This is a genomic window from Ruegeria sp. EL01 (genome assembly GCF_900313035.1).
Classification (GTDB): domain Bacteria; phylum Pseudomonadota; class Alphaproteobacteria; order Rhodobacterales; family Rhodobacteraceae; genus Ruegeria.
This window is the reverse complement of sequence record NZ_OMPS01000005.1, coordinates 25,125-47,014: the sequence shown is the minus strand read 5'-3', so window position 1 is coordinate 47,014 and position 21,890 is coordinate 25,125. Positions and strand designations below refer to the sequence as shown.

Sequence of the window (21,890 nt, the reverse complement as noted above, 5' to 3'; positions counted from 1 at the left end):
GCACGGGCTGAGTGTCTCTGCCCGAATTTGGCCTACAACAATAAGGGCAAACCGTTTGCAGTTCCCGCCACAAGCGGACCGTCAAGTTAAAACGTTCTGAAGACCTAAATACCAATCAAAAACCAAGATCTACTCACAGCCATTTCACGTCGCCCAGGAAAATATATCCAGCCCCATAAATGGTTTTGATCAGGCGCGGGTTTTTGGGGTCTTCACCAAGTTTTGTCCGCAATCTTGAAATGCGCACATCCATTGCGCGGTCGAAACTATCGCCGGCCGCGCCACCCAGCGACTCTTGCATCTGGCTGCGGCTAATCAACCGTTTCGGGCTTTCCAAAAACAAGCGCAGTACTTCTCCCTCTGCGTGGCTGAACGGTGTTTGCGTGCCGTCACCATCCTCGAGGATGTAGCGATCAAAATATGCTGTCCAACCGTTGAATTCGACGATATCCGACTGCGAGGATTGACTGCGCGGTGAACGCAGCCTGGCACGGACACGCGCAACAACCTCTACCGGATCGAAGGGTTTGGTGATGTAGTCGTCAGCGCCCAATTCCAGTCCTGTCACACGATCCTGAACCTGGGCTCGGCCCGAAATGATAATAACGGCCGCGCCCTGTTCCAAGGCCAGTCTGTGAACCAGGGCCAGCCCATCCGTATCTGGTAGGGAGAGATCAACCAAGCACACGTCCGGTGTGACACGGTTTAACGCTGCCTCAAATTCCCGCGCCCGAGAGAAGCTCTGCGTGCGAAATCCAGCTTCTTCCAGGGCGTCCGTCAGGATGCGCCGGATTTCAGGTTCGTCATCAAGAATGGTTATCAGCGGTTGCGACATCATGCGGCTTCAGTTCGGATAAGGGCCGACAACTGAGCCTGCGAAAACGGTTTGCGCAAGACCGGCGCGACAGCCAATGCTTGTCGATGCAGCGGATCGGAAAAGGGCAACGACGTCATCAATATACACGGCAATCCAGTTTTCACCTGCTCCAATAGGTTAAGACCTGTGGCTGTTCCTTCCAATCGAATATCGGATAGAACCAAGGCAATGTCTTCAATGTTCGTCGTAAGGGCCAACGCTTCGTCAACCGAGGTTGCTTCGATCACCGAAAAGCCTAAATCCACCAACATGTTGCGGAACTCACCGCGAAGATCATCATTGTCCTCCACCAAAAGCACAAGCCCGTCCTGTTCGGGTGGGGCTGGACGATATGGTAACCGCAGAACAACGGATGCCCCGGAAGGGGTGTTTCGAAGGTTCAGATCACCACCCGCCAATTTCACCGTGTCGTAGACCATAGGTAAGCCCAGTCCTGACCCGTCGTTACCTTTCGTCGTAAAAAACGGGTTCAGTGCCTTTTCCAACGCTTCGGAAGAAAATCCGGGGCCAGTATCGGACACTGTGATCTCAACCCAGATTGCGCCGACGGCGTGGGCACTTACGGTGATTTGACCAGATCGGCCACAGGCATCGCGCGCGTTCAGAACGAGGTTAAGCAACGCATCTTGCAACATCCCCGGATCCAGCATCAAAGCTTGGTCAGGTAGGTTGTTCACAACCGACAATCCGACACCGCGTGGTAGTGATGGCGTCGCCAGAATCCGCAGGTCCTCTAGCAAACCCCGCATATCTGTTGATTGTGGCTGCGGGGTCCGGTTTCCTGTCATGTCTGCGATACGGTTCAACAACTGGCCACCCCTGCGCGCGGTCTGCTGAGTCGCCGCGACCAATTCGCATGCTTCATCAGGAATATCCATTTTATCCAAACGGGCTTGCATGCCGAGGATAATTGTCAGCAAGTTGGAAAAATCATGCGCCAATCCACTGGTCATCTGCGCAGCCATCGCCCGACGCCGCGTCTGTTGCAGGGCAACGCGAGCTTGTGTTTCTTCGGTGATATCCACAGACATCACATAGACGCCCCCTGCCCTGTCGGGTGTAAAAGAAACCCGAATGCGACGGGAATCCTGATCCTCGGTGAATTCAAAAACGGATGTTTCGCCCTCGTAGGCTTTCCGCAAATAGGATTCGACACGGGCAAAGGCGTTGACTCCTAGCGCTTCGGAAATATGGAGACCAAGAATCTCGGACGGGCGTCCCGGCATGACTGAGCTAAGGCGGCGGTTCGAATAGTCATACCGCCCATCAGCATCCAGATGCGCAATATGGGCAGGCATCATCTCGGTCGTCATCCGCGTCCGCGCTTCGATTTCGGTGAGCTCCCGTTTGGCCTCTTCCAGCGCTGAATTGGTTGCCGCCAACTTTCTGTTGGTGGCTGACAGTTCTTCGGCGTGACTGAGTAATTGATCTGATAGTTCTTCGGACCGCGCCCGCAGCAGGTTTTCTGCTCGCTGTGTCGCGGTAATGTCGGTGTAGACCGCGACCCAACCGCCCTGCGGCAGTGGAGCGCCTTCTACTGACAGCACTTGACCATTTGGCCGTACACGTTCCATGTAATGGGGTTCAAAGGCCAGCGCCTGTTTCACACGCAGCTCGACCATCTCCTCGATACTGCCATCCTCACCATACTCACCGCGGTCGGCCAGATAGTGAATGGTGTCGCGAAACAAAGCGCCCGGCTTCACGAGGTCATCCGGCAGGCTGAACATCTCTTGAAAACGTCGATTGCTGAGTACGAGATGCAACTTACTGTCATAGATGGACAGCGCCTGGCCAATCAGGTTTAGCCCCGCAGTTGTCATCGCCTTTATCCGCTGTTCGGTAACGTCCAATTTCGCCCTCCCGACGACACATCCGTAACACCAGAATTCGTGCAGGTGTAGAGGGGTCGAACGCAATCTGTGCACGCCCCCAAGAACGCCTTCTGCGAAAGAAAACCGTCGTCGGTCCAACTAGCGCCGAACGAAAGCATAGCCCTCTGACAAAGATGGCATCCCAGCAATGCTTCAATCATAAACATCTGGTGCTTTTCGGAGCTTGGGCCATTGGTCCGGGCAGTGGCCAAAAATCACAAACGCACCACACCTGCCGGCCAACTTCATCAATCGGTCTGCGCTGGCAATGGCCGCCGCTTGATCCCAGGACCCTGCGAATTCTTCTTCAATTTCCGCCGGACGCGAAATGGCGTCGCTTGTCAGTAAGATTGGACCAGACGGCAACTCGACCATCAGCGCAATCTGCCCTGGCGCATGGCCCGGTGCGGCCAGCACCTGCAACCCCGGCCCCACCAGAACATCGCCGTCGACCTTAAGGTAGTCACCATCTGGCCAGTCCAATGGTCGAGCGTCACCCCAATATAAGGGCCGAGGCAGCGCACGCTCATGCGCTGAAATCAAGATCGGGACACCGGTGAATGAACCCAGCCCGCCCACGTGATCTATGTGGGAATGGGTGCAGATGTGCAGAGTTATATCCCCGGATGTCAGCCCTAACTTGGCAAGCTGCGCTTTGGGCAGGTTTTCCGGCCCACATTCAAGCACCTCCCCAAATTCGTACAGCCGATCTTCTGTTGAGGCGGCCCCTTTGTCCATCGCATATTTTTCGGGGAAACCTGTATCGATCAGAATGGTTTCACCAGCATCCGTGCAAATCACGAAACCGCAGATCCCAATGACACGATCACCAGCATGAACCTTGAACAATCCGTAGTCCAGAACTGACAGCGTCATTGGCCGTCCTTTGATGAACCCTTTTGCTTGCACACCCACCCTCCAGCTGGTCCCAACAAGCATTGTGGTAGAACCATGAAAGTCAACAGATGTAGATCGTTCTGTTACTGATCGACGCAGCCTTGGCGAGCAATCACTTTCGGCCGGGCAAATGGCGCCCGTCGGACCCAGATCGGAAGACCGATTTCCCGTGCGTCGCAAACGGGCTGACCTGCTCATGGACCCGTGTTACCGGCCATTTGAAGGCGTGTGCTGATCGTCTCCGCAGCCGCCAGCCATAGTTTGGGGCCGGCTGATTTGGGAAGGACCGGGCCTGCCCGGATGGGTGGCATTACCCACATTCTGGGATCGGGGCTGTTTGTGTTCCCGCGCGAGCGGCAAAAAAACCGAGGTATTGTAAGCAGAAAACGCGTTCATCGGCAGTGTTGACGCCGCATACGGAAATGCGGCGTCCATTTGGTTTGCGGGATAGGCCGTTCAACCACGCATATACGGTATGCGTGAGAGCAAATCGGTTCCTTGTTGGTTCCAGAAATGCAGCAGGTCGATGAAAATCCAGTTCTCGGTCAGTTTGTCGCCCGAGCGGCGATACATGTCGATCACACGCATGTCGCTAAGCTTGTCAGTCGCGGGCATACCCATGAACCCTCCAGATGGTCTGAGAGTCAGGTTCGGCCAGCCGAAAAATCCACCAAACTCACCTTCAGCGATACGAGCGATGTGACCATTGAAGGTCCGGTCGGCCAACCCATCGCGAAAGGGGCCGGAATGTTGTTTGATGTAGCGTTCGATCGTGTAGGCCGCACCAATTCCGGTCGGGCCCCACCAGATCATGTCATCATTCCAGCTGCGCGGCAGTTCCTCTTCCAAACCCAACTCTTCACGACCTTTCCAGTCGCGAATATCGTTAATCATGAATTCGATGGCGGCGAGCGTTTTGCGCCCTTCCTCCGGGTCCTGTTCGTCGAACATGACCCCTGTATGAGTCATCGGTCCAGGCTGCACCAGTTGGGCACCGGTTTGCGAGGGAAACAGGTTCAACCCGGCCTGCGCCATCAGGTGTGGGATGTCAAAGAACATCGCCGTGTCGGTGATCTTGTCCCCTTCTACAAGATGGAATTCGGCATAACGCAGCATGGCAATCTTGTTTGTATGGGGGATGTTCAGCCACGGCGCGTCGAACAAGCCCATCAAATGACCCATCGAGGCAACCCAAACACCACCGGCCTCAAGATGGTTTTCTCCGGCCATGAAAATATCCAGTCGGCGCTGCATACGGCAAAGCGCATTTTGCAAAGGCTTCCAGAACTGTTCCGCAACCTCGACCGGGTTGTGAATTTCATGGAACGGGTGATAACCGCGCCAGATGGCGTCCGGGGCAAAGTACTTTTTGGCGGCCGCCACCGGATCTTCGTTGAGCGCCTCAAAATAGTCCCGCACCAGGTTTTTTGCAGATTGTAAGTCCGACATGTTTCTTCTCATGAATTGAAAATGCTCCGCCGGTTGTGCCCGGCGGAGTGGAGTTTAGGTCAGCCCTGACGAGCCTTTGCGATCTGCATCATCAGATCAAGCTCGTTGAACAGCTGCCATTCCTGTTCAACTAGCCCATCCTTGACGCGCCACTGCGTGATGCCCCAAATCTGACATGGTGCCCCGGTCGCTGCACGGTACGTGTCCGTGTCACCCTCATGGGTGCCTTCGGCGCTCCAGCGGGTTGAAATTAACCAGCCATCGTTCTCATTACCCATCCAGTAGACCTCATCCACCTGAAGCGAGAGGTCAGGAAAGGCGTGGCGCAGGCTGGTGACATAGTCCTTATAGGCTGCACGGCCAGAGAACTTACGCGCGGTCGTCCCCTCAAAGGTCAAATCTGGGGCGTAGTCGGCATCCACCATACTCATATCGCCATTCCAGATGTTGTCGTGAAGACGTCGCGCAAGTGCATCAGCGTCAAATCCATCAACCGGTTCGGCCAATGAGAGCGGATGCGCAGGCGCAGCGGACCGTCTTAGGTCATCCCAGATCTGCTGGCTGCGCGGCCATCCCGGAGGCGGGTCAGAGGCCAGCCTGTCCGCCTCTTCCCACAGATCGATCCCGAACTGCTGCAACATGGCCGACGTGTTATAAAGAACATGCTCGAGGAAAATATCGTTCTCAAGGGCCACGCAATTGGCGATGACCATGACGTTGACCTTTTTGCCAGTGGCCCCTCCATAACGGCTGCTCCCGGTATTCGTCCCCATGATCCGTGTCAGGTGCGAGGTGTGAAACCCAACTTCATCGTCACCGGCCCAAGTGACCTCTTCAGCATCCAGAACAATGTCGGGAAAAGCTCCGGTGGTATGATGCGTGTCGGCAATAATCTTCTTGTTACCGGTCTGCAATCCATAGTCATCATAGATCAGCGAGGTCGGTGCATAGCAAGCGCTGATATACTCGACCTGCGGGGGATCAGATTCCCAGATACGATGCGTGATCCGAACGATATAGTCGACGATATTGGCGTATTCCGGCTCGAACCCCCGAAGGTCTTGCTTTGGTCCAAAATCGTCCGGGATCCGCACGGTTCGCTTTTTTGAATACTCTTTGAATGAGACATCGTAACCCGTAGGCATATGCCGACGCGCAAGTGGCCGCGCCGTCCCGTAACTCCGTGACATTTTTCCTCCTGCTCAGAACGCCATGGTTAAAAATATGTATTGGTTATCCTTTTACGGCTCCGGCCGTCAGACCGCTGACAATCTGCCGCTGGAAGAACAGCACGAGGAAAAACAGCGGGATCATTGAGCTGACAACAGCAGCGACCGCAAACATGACATCCCCGGTTTCACGTACGGTGCCCAGGAAACTGTTGATACGCGGAACCATCGTCTGATTTTCTGAGCTCAGCAGCACGGCAGTCACAGCAAAGTCGTTATAGGCCAACAGGAAGCTGAACAGACCTGTGGTGATGACCCCCGGCCACATCACCGGAATAATAACGTGCCTAAACGCCTGAAACCGCGTGCAGCCATCGACCATGGCGCTTTCATCCATGTCTTTAGGGATGTTCAGGAAGAACGAATGCAACATCCACAGCGTGAAGGGTTGATTGATCGCCACCAGAACGATGATCGTTGTCGAAAGCTTGCCCCAGACGTTCCATTCGAAAAAAGGCAGCAAGTAGCCCGAAACCAGCGTGATATGCGGCATTGCCCGAAACACCAGCCCCGCCATCAGCAGCCAGAACGCATAGCGAAAGCCCGACCGCGCGAGCGCATAACCACCCAATGTGCCGAGGGTCAGAGAAATCACCACAGTGAAAAATACCACGATCCCGGTATTGATCGTGTTACGCCAGAACGCCTGCTCGACCCACGCGCCGTAATAGCCATCGCCGGTAAAGGCACTGCCCGTCTGGGCCGTCGTCATCACGCCATAGAGCGCATTGCGCCAGTCCGTCTTCGAGAAGAAATCAGGTTGAACCTTGAACGAGCCCCAGACCGTCCAGATGAACGGTCCGGCAGCGATGAAGATCCAGAGGACAACAAAGCTTGTGGTGAACCAGATCAGTCCTCTGGAACGTCTGTCTGCTACAGATGTTGACATGATCAGGCCCTCTTCCGATTAAAGTCGCGCCATGTGCGGATCAGTACCGGTGTCAGCAGGATTGCAACACCAAGAATTGTCAGGATCGACGTAGCCCCGGCAGAGCCAAACAATTGGATGTCACCGCCGCGCAGGTCATTGAAAATAATCCAGGATAGCGACGTCGCCTTGGCCGAGGCCGAGAAGCTGATGATCGGTTCAAACACCCGGAAATTGTCCATCAACTGCATCAGGGTGATGAACACAACCAGTGGCATCATGTAAGGCACAACCACATATCGAATTGATTGCCATCGCGAAGCGCCGTCGATCTTTGCAGCCTCAAGCGTCTCTTTCGGGACGGTCTGCAGCCCGGCATAAAAGACAATAAAACTGAACGGGGTCGAACTCCAGATGCCGTAGACGATCAACATCATCCATGTCAGAGGCGTCGACGCCTTCAATGACAGGTTGGGATCGTTGAAAATCTTCTGCAGTGTCGCGCCGATGATACCGTCGGCATCGACCATCCAGAAGAGGATCAGCGCGCCAATCAGTGGGGTCACGATCATCGGCAGCAGCGACACAAAGATCGTTGGTCCCTTCACAGCCCGCGGCAATGTGTTCACTGCCAATGCGACGCCAAGCCCCAAAAAAATAACAAACGGTGTGACCACCGCCGTGTAGGTGAGCGTAAAGAACAGGGCCTTGTAAAACGGCAGATTGATCAGCTCTGACATGAATTCGCCGAACGTCTCGGTTTCGTTCCAGGCAACGCCCACTTGTTCGAACGCCAGATGTTTACGGTTCGTATAGGTTCCCAGGCCGTTGAAACGCCCCAGAGGAGCCTCTTCCCGTAGGGCTGCAGTCGCTTCGTTGTCGACCTGCAAAACCGTTTCGCATTTGAAAGGTCCGCAGTTTTCAACCTCGGTCATGATTTGCTCGTGTTCCACGAACAGTGATTGCACGGCAACTGACACAATGGGCAGGGCAATGAAAAAAAACATTGCGGCCAAGGACGGCAAGATAAACCAGAAGAAAGTGCGGTGTTTCATAGCCCAAGTCCTACGTCAGCATAACAATCTGGGTGGAATGCTCCGGCGCGGCGCGTAGGCGGCCCCGGAGTCGACTCTTATAGGTAGCCGGCTTCTTTCGCCGCAGCGGTGTAGGCAGCTTCGATGTCTGCCAGCGTCTTTTCAGCGCTTTCATTGCCCTGCAGGAAGTCGGGCAACTCTTCAAAGACCGCCTGATGCAACAACCCCATGTAGGGCAGCATCGGGTATGGCTCTGCCCCTGCCGTCGCCGTCGCCGCAACACCAGCCGCCGCCGGTCCCGGTACGTAGGATTCCATCAACCAGACTGCAGCATCGTTGTTTGCTGTGACCATCTTTTCCGACGTACCGTGCATCATTGCCAGAAAGGTCGCCTCGGCATCCTCGTCCGAGATGTTTTTCGCGATGGTGAAACCATCCCACCACAGCGAGGAGGCGGGCGTTGAGCCCCCAGCAACCGTCGGGGCACCAACAAGCACTGTGTTTTCGGCCACGCCTTCTTCCGCGCCTTCGCCGCTTAGCAGTTCACCACCGCTTGAGCCCCAAAGCTGCGCGATTGCGATATCACCCGATTTCCAGATCGGCACCACGGTCGCAGTGTTGTACGTCAGGAAGTCCGGGTTCGATAGCGCGACAAGTTCCTTCAACATGTTCAGCGTCGCGATACCCTGTTCATTGTTTATCGCAGGTTCAGCCGTCCCCGGCTTGAAGAACTCTCCACCGTGACCAAGATACATGTTCACGAATTCTTCACCCAGGTTCCAGTCAGACATACTGAGGAATGCGAACGGGTGATCCATGATACCTGCGTCTTTGATCGCCTGAGCGGTTTCGACAACCTCTTCCCAGCTTGCAGGGGCCGATTTTCCGACCTGATCCAGAACATCCTGACGGAGAAACAGATGCTGCGCGTTGGCCATGAACGCAATCGCCATGATCTTACCATCAATGGTAATGAGCTGATTTTTGGGTATGCCCTGACCGTGCTTGGCGACCAGATCATCGAGGGGACGAAGCAGCCCTTCATTCAACAACGGAACGATCGACGAATTCGCAACAATGACCGAGGTGTATTCGGCCGGGTTCGGCGTCAACGCCTGAACGGTGATGTTGCGAAAGTCCTTGTTGTGGTTGGCCGAAATCGTTGCTCCGCCACTTGCACATTCAGCAGCAGTTCCGGTGATGGCTTTGAGAGCCGGGAAGTCGTTGGCCAGAACATTTACGTTCCCGCTGCTGATTTCACATTCGGCATAAGCTGCGGTCGCCATAAGCGCCGCCACGGCTCCGGCCGCAAAACTTTTCATTAAAGTCATATTGAGAACCCTCCGGTTGGACCCTGTTGCGCAGGCCGCCGCCTGCTTTGTTTATGATTCGTATTTTGTATTATTTTGCATTCGCATTCATCATTATGCCAATAATTTGCCATATGACAAGATATTCCTCACATGGGGAAATTTTCACAGTTTCTCACCTATTACACCGACGTATCACCACCTTTGACGTTTTGCCTGATAAATATTCTCAAAGTTCCACTTGCCAAGTTTTGCATTCGCTGGCACATTTATGGGCACGCATGCAAAGGGTGGAAGCGGAATGGCAGAAATTCAGCTGAATAACATTTCCAAGCGCTGGGGATCGTTTGTCGGGGTTCAGAATTTTAACCTGACAATCGCCGATAAGGAGTTCCTGGTTTTACTCGGCCCATCGGGATGCGGGAAAACAACCACCATGCGCATGATCGCAGGGCTGGAAGACGTGACAGAAGGCGAGATCATCATTGACGGTCAGGTGGTCAACGATCTGGATCCAAAAGATCGGGACGTGGCAATGGTGTTCCAAAGCTACGCGCTCTATCCCAATCTGAATGTCTATGAAAACATCCGGTTCCCCCTGAAAGTCCGCAAAGCTGATCCCTCAACCCATGACGCGCGGGTAACGCGTGCAGCCGAAATGGTTGAGTTGACGGAATTTATGCACCGCCGTCCCGCTGAACTTTCAGGTGGTCAACGGCAACGCGTGGCACTGGCCCGCGCCATTGTTCGCGAACCCAACGTGTTTCTGATGGACGAGCCGCTTTCAAACCTTGATGCCAAACTGCGGGTTTCCACGCGCCATCAGATCAAGAATCTCAGCCACGAGCTGCAAGTCACGACGATCTACGTGACCCACGACCAAATTGAGGCCATGACCCTAGCCGATCGCGTAGTTGTCATGAGCAAAGGTGTGGTACAGCAAGTCGGCACCCCGACCGAGATCTACGACCGACCCGCCAATACATTTGTAGCAAGCTTTATTGGCAGCCCGGCGATGAATCTGCTCGAAGGGCAGATTTCCGGCGGAACCTTCACCGGAGAAAATGTCACTATAAGCGGGTTATCCAGCACGCACGAAGGTAAGGTCACGCTTGGTTTCCGCGCGGAAGATGCCGCACTGGATCCCAACGGGACGTCAGCGGCGCCGCTTTATTCTCTGGAGCTGCTGGGGGATGCCACCATTGCAACTTTGAAGATTGGGGGCACGATTGCCTCAATCCGCGCGGCCAAAGATTACCGCGCTGAAATTGGCGATCAGACCGCGGTGAACATTCCACCAAACATCTGCCATCTCTTTGATGCCACAAGCGGTGAGCGGATGGGCTGAAGCGTCACGAGCCAAATCGAACCCTCATTATCGGGATGTTGGCAGGAACGGTGCTGATCGAAAGTGCCAACGTCAAACCATCAATGGGGTTGAAACACATAGATATACGACGGAGGATCCCACGTGAAAGGTTCCCGCCCCGAACAAGCCGTGTTGAGCCGTGACACGGACATGGGCAAAACAGGCGAAACCCGGGCAGTCATCGAAGGCATGGTTGATGGCCTTAACGATCACCGGATCGACGATATCGGAGATTTCTTCACCCAAGGATTCCGATGGATGGGCAATTTTGGGTGCGGCACCAAAACCGGCCTGCAAGAGTTTCAGGACAACTGGCAACGGCCATTCCAAGCCGCATTTTCAGACAAGGTTTGCGTCGACGAAGCGCGTCTCTATATGGGCGAGTGGGCGGCGGCCTTTGGACGCCAGGAGGCCACGCATTCTGGCGAGTTTATGGGGATCGCCCCAACCGGCAGACGAGTGGAAATCCGCTATATGGATTTTTGGAAGGTTGTTGATGGCAAGATCGTCGACAACTGGGTCATGGTCGATTTCCCGCATGTGCTGTTACAGCTCGGCCATGACGTGTTCAATGGCCAGGGTTGGGAAGCTTTTGACCGCGGCGAGGCTACGCCGCCCATGCCGCAGGAGGTCGCGTGATGGGTGCGGTTCTCGATCTGGTACAGGACATGGAGCGGGCATTGGGACGGTCCGAGCCCGACTTGTTGCCCTGGTTCCACGCGGATTTCATATGGGACGGCAATGAAGGCTGTGGCCGCAAGTCCAGCCTGCGGGATTTCGAAGAAAATTGGCGGCAACCCTTCCATGCCGCCTTTGGCGACTGCCGCTTCGACACAACGCTCTGGCTTGAGGATGGCGAATGGGCCGCATGTATCGGCACCTGCCATGCGACCCACACGGGTGACTTCATGGGCATCGCCGCCACCCACCGCCCCCTGCGCGTGCCCTATATCGACTTCTGGCAGATCCGCGACGGGCGGATTGCCTATAATAAGGTGAATGTGGATCTGGCGTCGGTCGCGGCCCAGCTCGGCTGGGACGTCTTCGAAGGCCAGGGCTGGGACCGGCTCGACCCGCCCACGCCCCGGTTGTGGCGCGGCAAGCAGGGCCAGGGTGCCACGGCAGAACCGCTCAAGGTGGTGCAGGACATGGAGGCTGCGTTACAGCGTTCCGACGTGGATGTATCCGAGTTTTTCTACGAAGATTTTGTCTGGGACGCCAACTATGGCTGCGGCCTGAAACACGGGTTGAAGGAGTTTGAAAGTGGCTGGTACCAGCCCTTCCGCGACCACTTTGGCAACCGCGATTTCGTCAGCCCGCATTTCATGCAAACCGGCGATTGGGCCGCCTGTTTCGGCGCGTGCAACGCTACACTTGAACGCGATTTCATGGGGATCAAGGCCACTGGCCAAAAGATACGTGTGCCATACATCGATTTCTGGCGGATCGAGGGCACCAAGATTGCCGAAAACATCGTGCGGGTCGATTTTGCCAGCATCATCGAGCAGCTGGGCGGAGACGTCTTTCGTGGCAAAGGATGGGGGCATGAGATGCCCGTTGATTTCAACGTACAACCTGCGGCCTAGGAGGCAGACATGACGATCCAACATCTGAAATCCGGTAAGCCTGCAGCAGCCCGTGCAGAGGATGATGCAAAGGTACGCAAGGTTGTTGAAGACACCTTGGCGGATATCGAAGCGCGGGGCGATGCCGCTGTGCGCGACCTGAGCGCAAAGTTTGATGGTTACAGCCCTGCCGCATTCCGCCTCAGCGCATCAGAAATCGAAGCGGCAATGCAAAAGGTTTCGGCGCGCGACATGGAAGACATCCGTTTTGCGCAGACCCAGATACGACGCTTTGCAGAGGCGCAGCGTGCCTCAATGACGGATATCGAGGTCGAGACCCTTCCGGGTGTTGTTCTGGGGCACAAGAACATACCGGTGCAATCGGTCGGCTGTTACGTCCCGGGCGGTAAGTTTCCCATGGTGGCATCGGCTCATATGTCTGTGCTGACAGCGCAGGTCGCGGGCGTACCGCGCATCGTTGCTTCGGCACCGCCGGTCGATGGCGCGCCGCATCCGGCAATTGTCGCGGCAATGCATATGGGCGGAGCGCACGAGATTTACGTCCTGGGTGGTATCCAGGCGGTTGGCGCCATGGCTATTGGAACGCAGTCCATCGATCCGGTTCATATGATTGTGGGACCCGGCAATGCCTTTGTCGCCGAAGCCAAGCGGCAGCTTTTTGGCCGTGTCGGGATCGACCTGTTTGCTGGCCCAACCGAAACGATGGTGATTGCCGACAACACAGTGGATGCCGAGATGTGCGCCACTGATCTTTTGGGTCAGGCCGAACATGGTTACAACTCGCCCGCTTGCCTGATCACCAACTCCAGCAAACTGGCCAAGGATACTCTGTCGGAAATTGACCGACTGCTGAAAGTTCTGCCTACGCATGAAACCGCATCCGCCTCGTGGGAGGATTATGGCGACGTGATCCTGTGCGACACGCATGAAGAGATGCTCGAAGTTGCCAACGACATGGCGTACGAGCATGTGCAGATCATGACCGACCGGGATGATTGGTATCAGGAGAATATGCACTCCTACGGGGCCTTGTTCCTTGGCGCGCGCACCAATGTGGCCAATGGCGACAAGGTCATCGGAACCAATCATACGCTGCCGACAAAAAAGGCCGGGCGGTATACGGGCGGCCTTTGGGTCGGTAAGTTTCTGAAAACACACAGCTATCAAAAGGTCACAACGGATGAGGCCGCAACTTTGATTGGCGAATACGGCTCGCGTCTGTGTATGTTGGAAGGCTTTGTTGGTCATGCCGAACAATGCAACATCCGCGTCCGCCGCTATGGCGGTCGCAATGTTCCCTACGGAGAACCCGCCCTGCCCATCGAAGCAGCCGAGTAGCCCCATATGTCCGCATCCCACGACGCCAACCGCGAATTACTAACCCCATTGCGCCGCGCGCTCTATGATTGGGATGATGCTGCGGTTCGGCGTGCACTAGAGACGCATTTCTCGCCAGATGCCGTGTTTCGCTGCTGCCATCCGTTTGGAGATCAGAACAGCCCACAAGCATTCTTTGAGAACGTGCTGACCCCGCTGCGTAAAGCTTGGCCCGATGCCGAGCGACGCGACTGGCTCGTCATGGTGGGTGAAGACGAACATGGCAGCAACTGGGTTGGCTGCGGCGGGCATTATGTTGGCACTTTCGCGGGGCCTTTTTTGGATATCCCGCCATCAGGTCACCTCGCCCATATGCGGTTTCATGAGTATTACCGTGTCGCTGACGGCAAGATCGTCGAGATGCAGATAATCTGGGACTTGCCAGAGGTGATGATGCAGGTCGGGGCCTGGCCTATGGCACCGTCATTGGGGTCCGAGATATTCATTCCCGGACCGGCATCAGGCGACGGCCTCTCTCGCCCTGCGCGAACCGATACTGAGAGCAACGCCAGCCGCAACGTGATCGTCGATATGTTGAACCACATGAAGCAGCACCCATCGCAAGGCGGACCCGAAGTGATGGAGATGTCGCGCTTTTGGCACGAGAACATGAACTGGTATGGCCCCGCCGGTATTGGCACCAGCCGGGGCATTCGGGGGTTCAGAAACTGGCACCAGATCCCCTTTCTGTCGGGCATGCCGGATCGTGGGCAATACCTGGACGAAATCACCTATCACTTCTTCGGAGATGGCCCCTACGTGGGCGTTACCGGATGGCCTGATATGGTTCAGACAGTCACCCATGATGGGTGGATGGGCATTGCGCCATCGGGCACAAAAATAACCATGCGCAGCCTGGACTTCTGGCGCGTCGCAGATGGACGTATCCGGGAAAACTGGGTTCTGGTCGATCTGTTGGATGCATACAGGCAGTTAGGGGTGGACGTCTTTCGACGATTGCGCGAGTTCAATAAGGCCCGTGTTCCGGGACGCGTACCGTTCCCTGTTGGAGAAGCCTGATGAACCTGCCCCCTGCCCCGTCCTTCCGTCTTGATGGCAAACGCGCCTTGGTTACCGGGGCGTCCTCGGGGATAGGTCTCGCCTGCGCGACGGCCTTGGCCAGCCATGGCGCCGAGGTGACTGTGGCCGCCAGGTCCAAAGGCAAGCTGGTCGAACTTGTCGAAGCGTTTGCCAACAAAGGGTGGAAAAGTCGCCCTCTGGTATTGGACGTTGCGGATGTTGCTGCAACCGAAGCTGCCGTAGACGCAGCTGGCCCATTTGACATTCTGATCAATTCAGCAGGTCTCGCCCGTCATACCCCGGCGGTGGAAACTTCCGAGGCTGATTTCGACACAGTAAATGACCTGAATTTCAAAGGCGCCTATTTCCTGACCCGCGCAGTGGCGCGCGGCCTGATCGCAGCGGGCAAGCCGGGCAGTCTGATCAACATCACCAGCCAGATGGGTCAAGTCGGCGGCATCGATCGAGCCGTTTACTGCGGCACCAAACATGCGGTTGAAGGCTTCACCAAAGCCATGGCGATCGAATGGGGAGCGCTTGGCATACGCGTCAACACGATTGCTCCGACCTTCATCCGCACGCCTTTGGGCGAGCAAACACTGGCCATCCCCGAACGGCGCGCCTGGATCGAGGATAAGATAAAACTGGGGCGCGTTGGAGAACTTAGCGATTTAACGGGCGCTGCTGTCTATTTGGCATCAGATGCGGCAAGCCTTGTGACCGGCACAGCGTTACTAGTGGATGGCGGATGGACGGCAGACTGATGGCGGATAAGGTCACATCATCTGACGTTGCCCGTCTTGCCGGTGTCAGCCAGTCGGCGGTCAGCCGCGTCTTCACGCCCGGCGCATCGGCGTCAGCAACAACCCGTAGCAAAGTCATGAAGGCCGCCGAGGATTTGGGGTATCGCCCAAACACTTTGGCGCGCGCGATGATTACTGGCAAAAGCCGGGTGATCGGTATGGTCGTCGCCTATCTGGAAAACCAGTTCTACCCGATGGCGCTGGAGTATCTGGACCGCGCCCTGAAGGAACGCGGCTATCACATCCTGCTGTTCATGGCCAAGAACGACGACAGCGTCGGCCAGATCGTCGAAGAGCTGATGTCCTATCAGGTTGACGGGATCATCACCGCCTCGGTCGATATGTCGAACGACATTGCCAAACGCTGCGACGACGCGGGCATCCCGGTGATCATGTTCAACCGCGGGCAAGAAACCGGGGATCTTGCGCAGGTAACCTCGGACAACGTCGAAGGCGCACGTGCGGTCGCTCATTTTTTGGCTTCTGCCGGGCATAAAAAGATAGCGCATATCTCGGGCTGGCAGGACTCCTCAACTGGCCTGGAACGTATGCGCGGGTTCGTAGAAGGGCTGAAAGAACACGATCTTGAGCCCTTCGCCGTCGAGGACGGTAAGTACAATCAACAAGAGGCTTCGGCGATTGCTAGAAGGCTTTGCAGTGTCGCGGACCGGCCAGACGCGATCTTTGTCGGCAACGATCACATGGCTTTTGCTGTTATGGACACGTTGCGGTTTGAACTGGGGCTGTCGGTTCCCAATGACGTCAGCATTGTCGGCTATGATGACGTCCCGATTGCGGCTTGGCCCGCTTATGATCTGACAACCATTCGCCAACCGATCAACAAGATGGTCACGGCCACAGTTGATGTGTTGCTTGCCAGGATCGAACGAGGTGCAGCCTCGGAACGCATTCGGATTCCCGGACCTCTTAAAATCAGGGGTTCGGCCAGAAAACCAAAAGGTTTCACCCCATGACATACGCGACCAAGTGGAAAGACTTCCCCGACTATATCATCGGCATCACCAAAGAGATCTGGGAAGATCGTGGGACCGAGACATTGAACCGCTATTACGCACCTGAAATTCCCGTGCGGACACCAATGGGTATTAGCCGGGGCAATCAAGGTGTGATCGCGGCGACGATGGCCACCTGTCACGAATTTCCGGACAGGCAACTGATGGCAGAAGATGTGATCTGGTCCCACTCGGAGCAGCACGGACATTTGTCCTCGCATCGCTTGCTGACAACCGCCACGCACCTGCAAGATGGTCTGTTCGGCAAAGCCAGTGGTCGGAAATGGACCGTGCGTGTGATCGCTGATTGTGCCGCTAAAGGCGATACCATCTATGATGAATGGCTTGTTCGGGACTATGGCGGCCTTGTACGCCAGCTCGGGTTCGAGCCGAAAGACTATACCCGTGACCTGATCGCAGCCGAAGGCGGGCCGGACAAGGCGGCACGACCCTTCACACCGGACATTGATGTCGACGGCGGCTACCATGGAACCGGCAATGATAATGCGTGGGGCGCCCAATACGCCGACACTTTGACACGCATTATGAACAAGGATTTCAACCACATCCTGGCGGACTACGATCGGGCCGTGATCGGCGAATATGCCGGATCCAAACAGGCAATTGGCCGCGAGGCCGCCAGCCGGTTCTGGGTCGGCCTCCGCTCGTCATTCCCCAGCGCGACCTTCAAAATTCATCACCAGATCGGCATGGACGGCGGCATGATGTCCCCACGCGCTGCGATCCGCTGGTCATTGGACGGGATGCATGACGGATGGGGCGCATTTGGTCGCCCAACCGGTGCCAACGTTCACATCATGGGCATGTCACATGCCGAATTCGGCCCCTGGGGGCTACGCCGGGAATTCAGCCTGTATGACGAAGTTGCCATTTGGAAACAGATCCTTTTGCAAACCGGAGACGTCTGAGTGTCCCTTAGGGTTGCATATCTGGATGCCGGCCAGGCGGCGCGGCGTTTTCATGCCCATCGCGCCAGTTTGCGGGCGCGGCGACTGAACAATCGTCCTCCAGGGCACGGGGTTTCATCCCAACACCCCAAATTCCAAGGAGACCAGACATGAGTACCATCCAAAACCGCATCGTTCGCTATGGCGAGCTGCAGCCCTGCAAGACGGCTTTCATCGACGCCCACACTCCGGGATCGGACCAGAAAGAGAACTTTACCATCGTCGGAGGCGGCGTCTCTGAAAGCCCCGACCAACATGTGCACATCACCGACCAGATCGGTTTCAATATCGGCGCGGCCGGTCAGCCGCCGAACTGCCGTAATTCATTGCACAGCCACACCACAGCCGAGGTGTTCTTCGTCGCGAAAGGGCGCTGGCGGTTCTTCTGGGGTCGCCATGGCACCGCAGGTGAGTTCATTGCCGAAGAAGGCGATATATTCAACATACCGACCGGCATCTTTCGCGGGTTCGAAAACGTTGGCCAAGACTATGGGATGATCATGGCCATCCTGGGTGGTGACGATGCCGGTGGCGGGGTCACTTGGGCACCACAAGTGATCGAAGACGCCCAAGCGCACGGGCTAATGCTGGGCGACAATGGAGTTCTTTACGACTCAAAGAAAGGCGAAGCGCTGCCGAACAACGTCAACCCGATGCCATTGTTGACCGAAGACCAACTGAATGCGTACCCGGAAGTACCTGTCGAAGACGTAATGGGCAAATACGTCGCCCGATATTGGGATCTGATGGCACTGTCCGCCAACAAGCCCGCTGTTGTAATCGGCGAAAATGGGTTGATCAAAGACAAGCCTGGGTTCGAGGTCGACTTCCTTGGGCGTGGATCCAGCGTCACCAGGCCGGTCAAGGCCGACCAACCCGTTGTTCTGATGCCAGCCAGCGGCCATTGGCACATCTCGGTCGACGGGTATGAGACAACGGTATCGAGCGGAGATACAGCACTGGTGCTGCCGGGTGAGAGCTATAGCGTCACCCCTTCCATGACCGGCCATGCGGGAATGTACCGTATTACGGCAACCGAAGACCCCGCCGGAGCGACTTGGACAGGATGAGCGCGGATCCCAAAGACACCTACGCCGTCTACGAAAGACAGGCTGCCGCTTATGATGCAACACGCTCTCGCGTGTTGTTTGAAGCGCGATGGCTGGCGCGCTTCACCGCGAGCCTGAAGCCGGGCGATCATGTCCTGGATCTGGGCTGCGGTACAGGCGAGCCGATTGCGCGCTGGTTCAAGGCCGAAGGATTCACCGTCACCGGCGTCGATTTTTCCGAGGCGATGCTGGCGATTGCGCAAAAACGCTGGCCTGAGGGCGACTGGTTGCAGGCGGATATGCGCGAATTCCAACTCGATCAGTCGTTCGACGGCATCATCGCCTGGAACAGTTTTTTCCACCTGACAGCCGTTGAGCAACAAGATTGCATCGCCCGCATGTCGCGTCATCTGCGCGTTGGCGGAATGCTGATGCTGACCGTCGGTCCCGGTGCGGGTGAAACACACGGCACGGTTGGCACCGAACTGGTGTATCACGCGTCGCTTTCACCTGCGGGCTATGCGTCTTGTCTAGAGGCAAACGGGCTGCGCATGACGGGGTTTCTGGCCATGGACCCTGAAACGGAACGCCACACCGTGTTGATGGCCCGAAAGACTTAAGGAGATTTTCATGTCAGTAAAGACCACTCATGTCGGGTCACTTCCACGCACACAAGAGGTGGTGGATTTCATCTTTGCCCGTGAGCGGGAAGAACCCTACGACACAGCGGCGTTTGATGCCTGCATGACGTCGGCAGTCTCGGACACGGTAAAAAAACAAAAGGACGCCGGAATCGACATCGTGTCCGATGGTGAGACCTCGAAGATCAGCTATGCAACCTATGTCAAAGATCGCTACACCGGGTTTTCCGGCGACAGCCCCAGAAACGCACCGGCTGACCTGAAACTGTTCCCGAGTTTCCTGCAGCGGCTGGCGGATGCGGGTGGCACCCCGCAATACGCGCGGCCCATGTGCACCGGCGAGGTTCGCTCAAAAGGGCAGGAAGAGTTGAACAAGGACATTGCGAACCTGAAGGCCGCGATGGCGGAACATGGCGTGTCGCGAGGATTTATGAATGCAGCAAGCCCGGGCGTGATTTCCCTATTCTTGCAAAATGACTTCTACAAAACGCGCGAAGCCTATCTCACAGCGCTGGCCGACGCGATGAAAGAGGAATACGAGACAATCGTGGCCGCAGGGTTGGACGTGCAACTGGACTGCCCCGACCTCGCCTTGTCGCGTCACATGCTGTTCACCGATTTGTCGGATGATGAATTCGTCAAAGTTGCACAGACGCATGTGGATGCCTTGAACCACGCCCTTGAAAAGGTTCCGGCTGATCGTGTCAGGATCCACATCTGTTGGGGCAACTACGAGGGCCCACACCTGTGCGACATTCCCATGTCCAAAATGTTCGATACGCTGATGGCGACAAAATCGCGCTATGTCCTGTTCGAAACGTCCAACCCCCGCCATGGCCATGAGTGGACGGTTTTCCGCGATCGCAAGCGTGATATTCCGGATGACAAAATACTGGTGCCCGGCGTCGTGGATACGACAACGAACTTTGTTGAACACCCCGAGCTTGTGGCGCAGCGTATCCAGCGTTTTACCGACATCGTCGGTACTGAACGGGTTATCGCTGGCAGTGATTGCGGTTTTGGCACATTTGCAGGCTTCGGTGCGGTCGATCCATCAATTGCTTATGCCAAGCTTGCGGCGCTGTCTGAAGGGGCGGCATCCGTTTCGGGACCTTAAATGACACCTCTGGTCTTGCTGCCTGGAATGATGTGTGATGCGCGGTTGTTCACGCCGCAGATCGAGGCATTCCAGCCTGAGCGTACTGTTCTTGTTCCGGCATTGGCGGGTCATACAACAATGACCGACCTCGCCAAACGTATTTTAGATGAAGCGCCCAGGCGTTTTGCGCTGTGTGGCCTCTCCATGGGTGGCATCGTGGCGATGGAAATCATACGACTGGCGTCGGACCGGGTTGCCGGAGTGGCGTTGTTGGATACGAACCCCTTGGCCGAGGTCAAAGAAGTTCAGGACCGCCGAGAACCCCAGATCCAACGCGCGCGCGCCGGCCAATTGAACAGCGTGATGCGGGACGAGATGAAGCCAAACTATCTCAGTCATGGGGAAAGGCGGGCCGAAATCCTCGACCTGTGCATGGACATGGCATTGGGGCTGGGGTCGCAGGTGTTTTGCGAGCAGTCGATTGCGCTGCGGGATCGTCCGGATCAGACCGAAACCCTGCGCCAGTTCTACAAACCTGCTCTGGTGCTGTGTGGCCGCGAAGACAAACTCTGCCCGATCGCGCGGCACGAGCTGATGCACGATCTGCTGCCCCAGTCCGAACTGATGATCCTTGATGGTGCAGGGCATTTGCCGACTTTGGAAAAACCCGTCGAGACCACACAGGCGCTGCGCCACTGGCTAAAGGATGTTGATGATGAACGATGATTTGTTGGCACTGCTAAAAACTGTCGACACACCCACCGTCTGCAATGCTATCGAAGTGGCACAAGGCGGACGTGGCTTTGACCAGTATACACGAGGCACCGTATTGTGTAGCGACCCAGAGGCCGGAGCCATAGTTGGTTATGCTCGAACGGCCCGCATCGCCGCTGCGAACCAACCAAAAGAACCGGCGGACGTCATCAAAACTCGCCGCATGGATTACTACCGCCACATGGCAGAAGGGCCGCGCCCCGCGCTTGCGGTGATCGAAGATCTGGATGGCGAAAACGCCGTTGGTGCCTTTTGGGGTGAGATCAACACGACCGTTCACAAGGGCTTTGGCCTGTCAGGCGCGCTGACAAATGGCGTGATGCGCGATCTTGGGGATCTGCCGACCGATTTTCCCGTGATTGCCGGATCAGTAGGACCCAGCCATGCCTTCGTTCATGTCCGGGAAATAGGAACCCCGGTCCGTGTCTTTGGCATGGTCGTCAAAGACGGCGATTTGATTCATGCGGACCGCCATGGTGCGTTGGTCATCCCACAGGATGACATTCCAAATCTTGCAGCAGCCATTCGCAAGCTGTTGGAAACCGAAAAACTTGTTCTCGATCCAGCCCGAGCTGAGGGGTTTGATTTTGAAGCCTTCGAAAAAGCATGGGCGGAATTCGAAGCGGCACGGACATAGGCTGCGGCCGCCCTCC

At 56.2% G+C, this 21,890-nt stretch carries 21 protein-coding genes; 13 read left to right on the top strand and 8 right to left on the bottom strand.

The annotated features are described in order from the left end of the window. Positions 1 to 133: 133 nt before the first annotated feature. From D9K61_RS04940 to D9K61_RS04905, 8 genes are all read right to left on the bottom strand, one after another. Complete coding sequence (locus D9K61_RS04940; protein WP_120632164.1) at positions 134 to 835, bottom strand: response regulator transcription factor; 702 nt, start codon at positions 833 to 835, stop codon at positions 134 to 136. Further along, entirely contained in the window at positions 835 to 2,700 is a 1,866-nt protein-coding gene (locus D9K61_RS04935; protein WP_371688449.1) for a PAS-domain containing protein, read from the bottom strand. The genes D9K61_RS04940 and D9K61_RS04935 overlap by 1 nt, the downstream gene beginning before the upstream one ends. Positions 2,701 to 2,904: 204 nt before the next feature. After that, positions 2,905 to 3,627 (bottom strand): N-acyl homoserine lactonase family protein, encoded by a 723-nt coding sequence (locus tag D9K61_RS04930; RefSeq protein ID WP_254055672.1) that lies wholly within the window; start codon positions 3,625 to 3,627, stop codon positions 2,905 to 2,907. A 477-nt stretch (positions 3,628 to 4,104) separates the two neighbouring features. Beyond that, positions 4,105 to 5,097: a nuclear transport factor 2 family protein gene (locus D9K61_RS04925; RefSeq protein ID WP_120632151.1), complete on the bottom strand. Its 993-nt coding sequence runs from the start codon at positions 5,095 to 5,097 to the stop codon at positions 4,105 to 4,107. Positions 5,098 to 5,156: 59 nt separating this feature from the next. Next, positions 5,157 to 6,287 carry an ester cyclase gene (locus D9K61_RS04920; RefSeq protein WP_120632150.1) on the bottom strand — a complete coding sequence of 377 codons (1,131 nt, stop codon included), beginning with the start codon at positions 6,285 to 6,287 and terminating at the stop codon, positions 5,157 to 5,159. Positions 6,288 to 6,330: 43 nt separating this feature from the next. Then, the gene (locus D9K61_RS04915; RefSeq protein WP_120632149.1) at positions 6,331 to 7,215 is read right to left on the bottom strand and encodes a carbohydrate ABC transporter permease; all 885 of its coding nucleotides are present in this window, start codon (positions 7,213 to 7,215) and stop codon (positions 6,331 to 6,333) included. 2 nt (positions 7,216 to 7,217) lie between these two features. Next, entirely contained in the window at positions 7,218 to 8,249 is a 1,032-nt protein-coding gene (locus tag D9K61_RS04910) for a carbohydrate ABC transporter permease (protein ID WP_120632148.1), read from the bottom strand. 77 nt (positions 8,250 to 8,326) lie between these two features. Next, a complete protein-coding gene (locus D9K61_RS04905; protein ID WP_120632147.1) occupies positions 8,327 to 9,559 on the bottom strand; it encodes an ABC transporter substrate-binding protein in 1,233 nt (410 codons plus the stop codon). 280 nt (positions 9,560 to 9,839) lie between these two features. Between D9K61_RS04905 and D9K61_RS04900 the strand changes: the two genes are divergently transcribed. From D9K61_RS04900 to D9K61_RS04835, 13 genes are all read left to right on the top strand, one after another. Continuing rightward, positions 9,840 to 10,886 (top strand): ABC transporter ATP-binding protein, encoded by a 1,047-nt coding sequence (locus D9K61_RS04900; RefSeq protein ID WP_120632162.1) that lies wholly within the window; start codon positions 9,840 to 9,842, stop codon positions 10,884 to 10,886. A 123-nt stretch (positions 10,887 to 11,009) separates the two neighbouring features. Further along, positions 11,010 to 11,546, top strand: coding sequence for an ester cyclase (locus D9K61_RS04895; RefSeq protein WP_120632146.1), 537 nt, complete (start codon positions 11,010 to 11,012; stop codon positions 11,544 to 11,546). Further along, positions 11,546 to 12,493 (top strand): ester cyclase, encoded by a 948-nt coding sequence (locus tag D9K61_RS27420; RefSeq protein ID WP_254055671.1) that lies wholly within the window; start codon positions 11,546 to 11,548, stop codon positions 12,491 to 12,493. The genes D9K61_RS04895 and D9K61_RS27420 overlap by 1 nt, the downstream gene beginning before the upstream one ends. Before the next feature lie 9 nt (positions 12,494 to 12,502). Beyond that, the gene (gene hisD, locus D9K61_RS04880) at positions 12,503 to 13,831 is read left to right on the top strand and encodes a histidinol dehydrogenase (RefSeq protein ID WP_120632145.1); all 1,329 of its coding nucleotides are present in this window, start codon (positions 12,503 to 12,505) and stop codon (positions 13,829 to 13,831) included. A gap of 6 nt (positions 13,832 to 13,837) precedes the next feature. Beyond that, positions 13,838 to 14,890 carry an ester cyclase gene (locus D9K61_RS04875; protein WP_120632144.1) on the top strand — a complete coding sequence of 351 codons (1,053 nt, stop codon included), beginning with the start codon at positions 13,838 to 13,840 and terminating at the stop codon, positions 14,888 to 14,890. Then, complete coding sequence (locus D9K61_RS04870) at positions 14,890 to 15,654, top strand: SDR family NAD(P)-dependent oxidoreductase (RefSeq protein ID WP_120632143.1); 765 nt, start codon at positions 14,890 to 14,892, stop codon at positions 15,652 to 15,654. The genes D9K61_RS04875 and D9K61_RS04870 overlap by 1 nt, the downstream gene beginning before the upstream one ends. Then, complete coding sequence (locus D9K61_RS04865) at positions 15,639 to 16,667, top strand: LacI family DNA-binding transcriptional regulator (protein ID WP_120632142.1); 1,029 nt, start codon at positions 15,639 to 15,641, stop codon at positions 16,665 to 16,667. Before D9K61_RS04870 ends, D9K61_RS04865 begins: the two co-directional genes overlap by 16 nt. Next, positions 16,664 to 17,635 carry a nuclear transport factor 2 family protein gene (locus D9K61_RS04860; RefSeq protein ID WP_120632141.1) on the top strand — a complete coding sequence of 324 codons (972 nt, stop codon included), beginning with the start codon at positions 16,664 to 16,666 and terminating at the stop codon, positions 17,633 to 17,635. Before D9K61_RS04865 ends, D9K61_RS04860 begins: the two co-directional genes overlap by 4 nt. A gap of 149 nt (positions 17,636 to 17,784) precedes the next feature. After that, entirely contained in the window at positions 17,785 to 18,744 is a 960-nt protein-coding gene (locus D9K61_RS04855) for a cupin (protein WP_120632140.1), read from the top strand. Next, complete coding sequence (locus D9K61_RS04850) at positions 18,741 to 19,343, top strand: class I SAM-dependent methyltransferase (protein WP_120632139.1); 603 nt, start codon at positions 18,741 to 18,743, stop codon at positions 19,341 to 19,343. Before D9K61_RS04855 ends, D9K61_RS04850 begins: the two co-directional genes overlap by 4 nt. A gap of 10 nt (positions 19,344 to 19,353) precedes the next feature. Next, positions 19,354 to 20,481, top strand: a complete 1,128-nt coding sequence (locus tag D9K61_RS04845) for a cobalamin-independent methionine synthase II family protein (RefSeq protein WP_120632138.1) — start codon at positions 19,354 to 19,356, stop codon at positions 20,479 to 20,481. Further along, a complete protein-coding gene (locus D9K61_RS04840; protein WP_120632137.1) occupies positions 20,482 to 21,189 on the top strand; it encodes an alpha/beta fold hydrolase in 708 nt (235 codons plus the stop codon). Continuing rightward, positions 21,179 to 21,874 carry an RraA family protein gene (locus D9K61_RS04835; protein ID WP_120632136.1) on the top strand — a complete coding sequence of 232 codons (696 nt, stop codon included), beginning with the start codon at positions 21,179 to 21,181 and terminating at the stop codon, positions 21,872 to 21,874. The genes D9K61_RS04840 and D9K61_RS04835 overlap by 11 nt, the downstream gene beginning before the upstream one ends. The last annotated feature ends 16 nt before the right edge of the window (positions 21,875 to 21,890 follow it).

What these genes read in the sequence shown, in the direction of transcription:
- D9K61_RS04940 (WP_120632164.1), bottom strand. Translation starts at nt 835, where the DNA reads ATGTCGCAACCGCTGATAACCATTCTTGATGACGAACCTGAAATCCGG.
- D9K61_RS04935 (WP_371688449.1), bottom strand. Translation starts at nt 2,700, where the DNA reads ATGACAACTGCGGGGCTAAACCTGATTGGCCAGGCGCTGTCCATCTAT.
- D9K61_RS04930 (WP_254055672.1), bottom strand. Translation starts at nt 3,627, where the DNA reads ATGACGCTGTCAGTTCTGGACTACGGATTGTTCAAGGTTCATGCTGGT.
- D9K61_RS04925 (WP_120632151.1), bottom strand. Translation starts at nt 5,097, where the DNA reads ATGTCGGACTTACAATCTGCAAAAAACCTGGTGCGGGACTATTTTGAG.
- D9K61_RS04920 (WP_120632150.1), bottom strand. Translation starts at nt 6,287, where the DNA reads ATGTCACGGAGTTACGGGACGGCGCGGCCACTTGCGCGTCGGCATATG.
- D9K61_RS04915 (WP_120632149.1), bottom strand. Translation starts at nt 7,215, where the DNA reads ATGTCAACATCTGTAGCAGACAGACGTTCCAGAGGACTGATCTGGTTC.
- D9K61_RS04910 (WP_120632148.1), bottom strand. Translation starts at nt 8,249, where the DNA reads ATGAAACACCGCACTTTCTTCTGGTTTATCTTGCCGTCCTTGGCCGCA.
- D9K61_RS04905 (WP_120632147.1), bottom strand. Translation starts at nt 9,559, where the DNA reads ATGACTTTAATGAAAAGTTTTGCGGCCGGAGCCGTGGCGGCGCTTATG.
- D9K61_RS04900 (WP_120632162.1), top strand. Translation starts at nt 9,840, where the DNA reads ATGGCAGAAATTCAGCTGAATAACATTTCCAAGCGCTGGGGATCGTTT.
- D9K61_RS27420 (WP_254055671.1), top strand. Translation starts at nt 11,546, where the DNA reads ATGGGTGCGGTTCTCGATCTGGTACAGGACATGGAGCGGGCATTGGGA.
- hisD (WP_120632145.1), top strand. Translation starts at nt 12,503, where the DNA reads ATGACGATCCAACATCTGAAATCCGGTAAGCCTGCAGCAGCCCGTGCA.
- D9K61_RS04875 (WP_120632144.1), top strand. Translation starts at nt 13,838, where the DNA reads ATGTCCGCATCCCACGACGCCAACCGCGAATTACTAACCCCATTGCGC.
- D9K61_RS04870 (WP_120632143.1), top strand. Translation starts at nt 14,890, where the DNA reads ATGAACCTGCCCCCTGCCCCGTCCTTCCGTCTTGATGGCAAACGCGCC.
- D9K61_RS04865 (WP_120632142.1), top strand. Translation starts at nt 15,639, where the DNA reads ATGGACGGCAGACTGATGGCGGATAAGGTCACATCATCTGACGTTGCC.
- D9K61_RS04860 (WP_120632141.1), top strand. Translation starts at nt 16,664, where the DNA reads ATGACATACGCGACCAAGTGGAAAGACTTCCCCGACTATATCATCGGC.
- D9K61_RS04855 (WP_120632140.1), top strand. Translation starts at nt 17,785, where the DNA reads ATGAGTACCATCCAAAACCGCATCGTTCGCTATGGCGAGCTGCAGCCC.
- D9K61_RS04850 (WP_120632139.1), top strand. Translation starts at nt 18,741, where the DNA reads ATGAGCGCGGATCCCAAAGACACCTACGCCGTCTACGAAAGACAGGCT.
- D9K61_RS04845 (WP_120632138.1), top strand. Translation starts at nt 19,354, where the DNA reads ATGTCAGTAAAGACCACTCATGTCGGGTCACTTCCACGCACACAAGAG.
- D9K61_RS04840 (WP_120632137.1), top strand. Translation starts at nt 20,482, where the DNA reads ATGACACCTCTGGTCTTGCTGCCTGGAATGATGTGTGATGCGCGGTTG.
- D9K61_RS04835 (WP_120632136.1), top strand. Translation starts at nt 21,179, where the DNA reads ATGAACGATGATTTGTTGGCACTGCTAAAAACTGTCGACACACCCACC.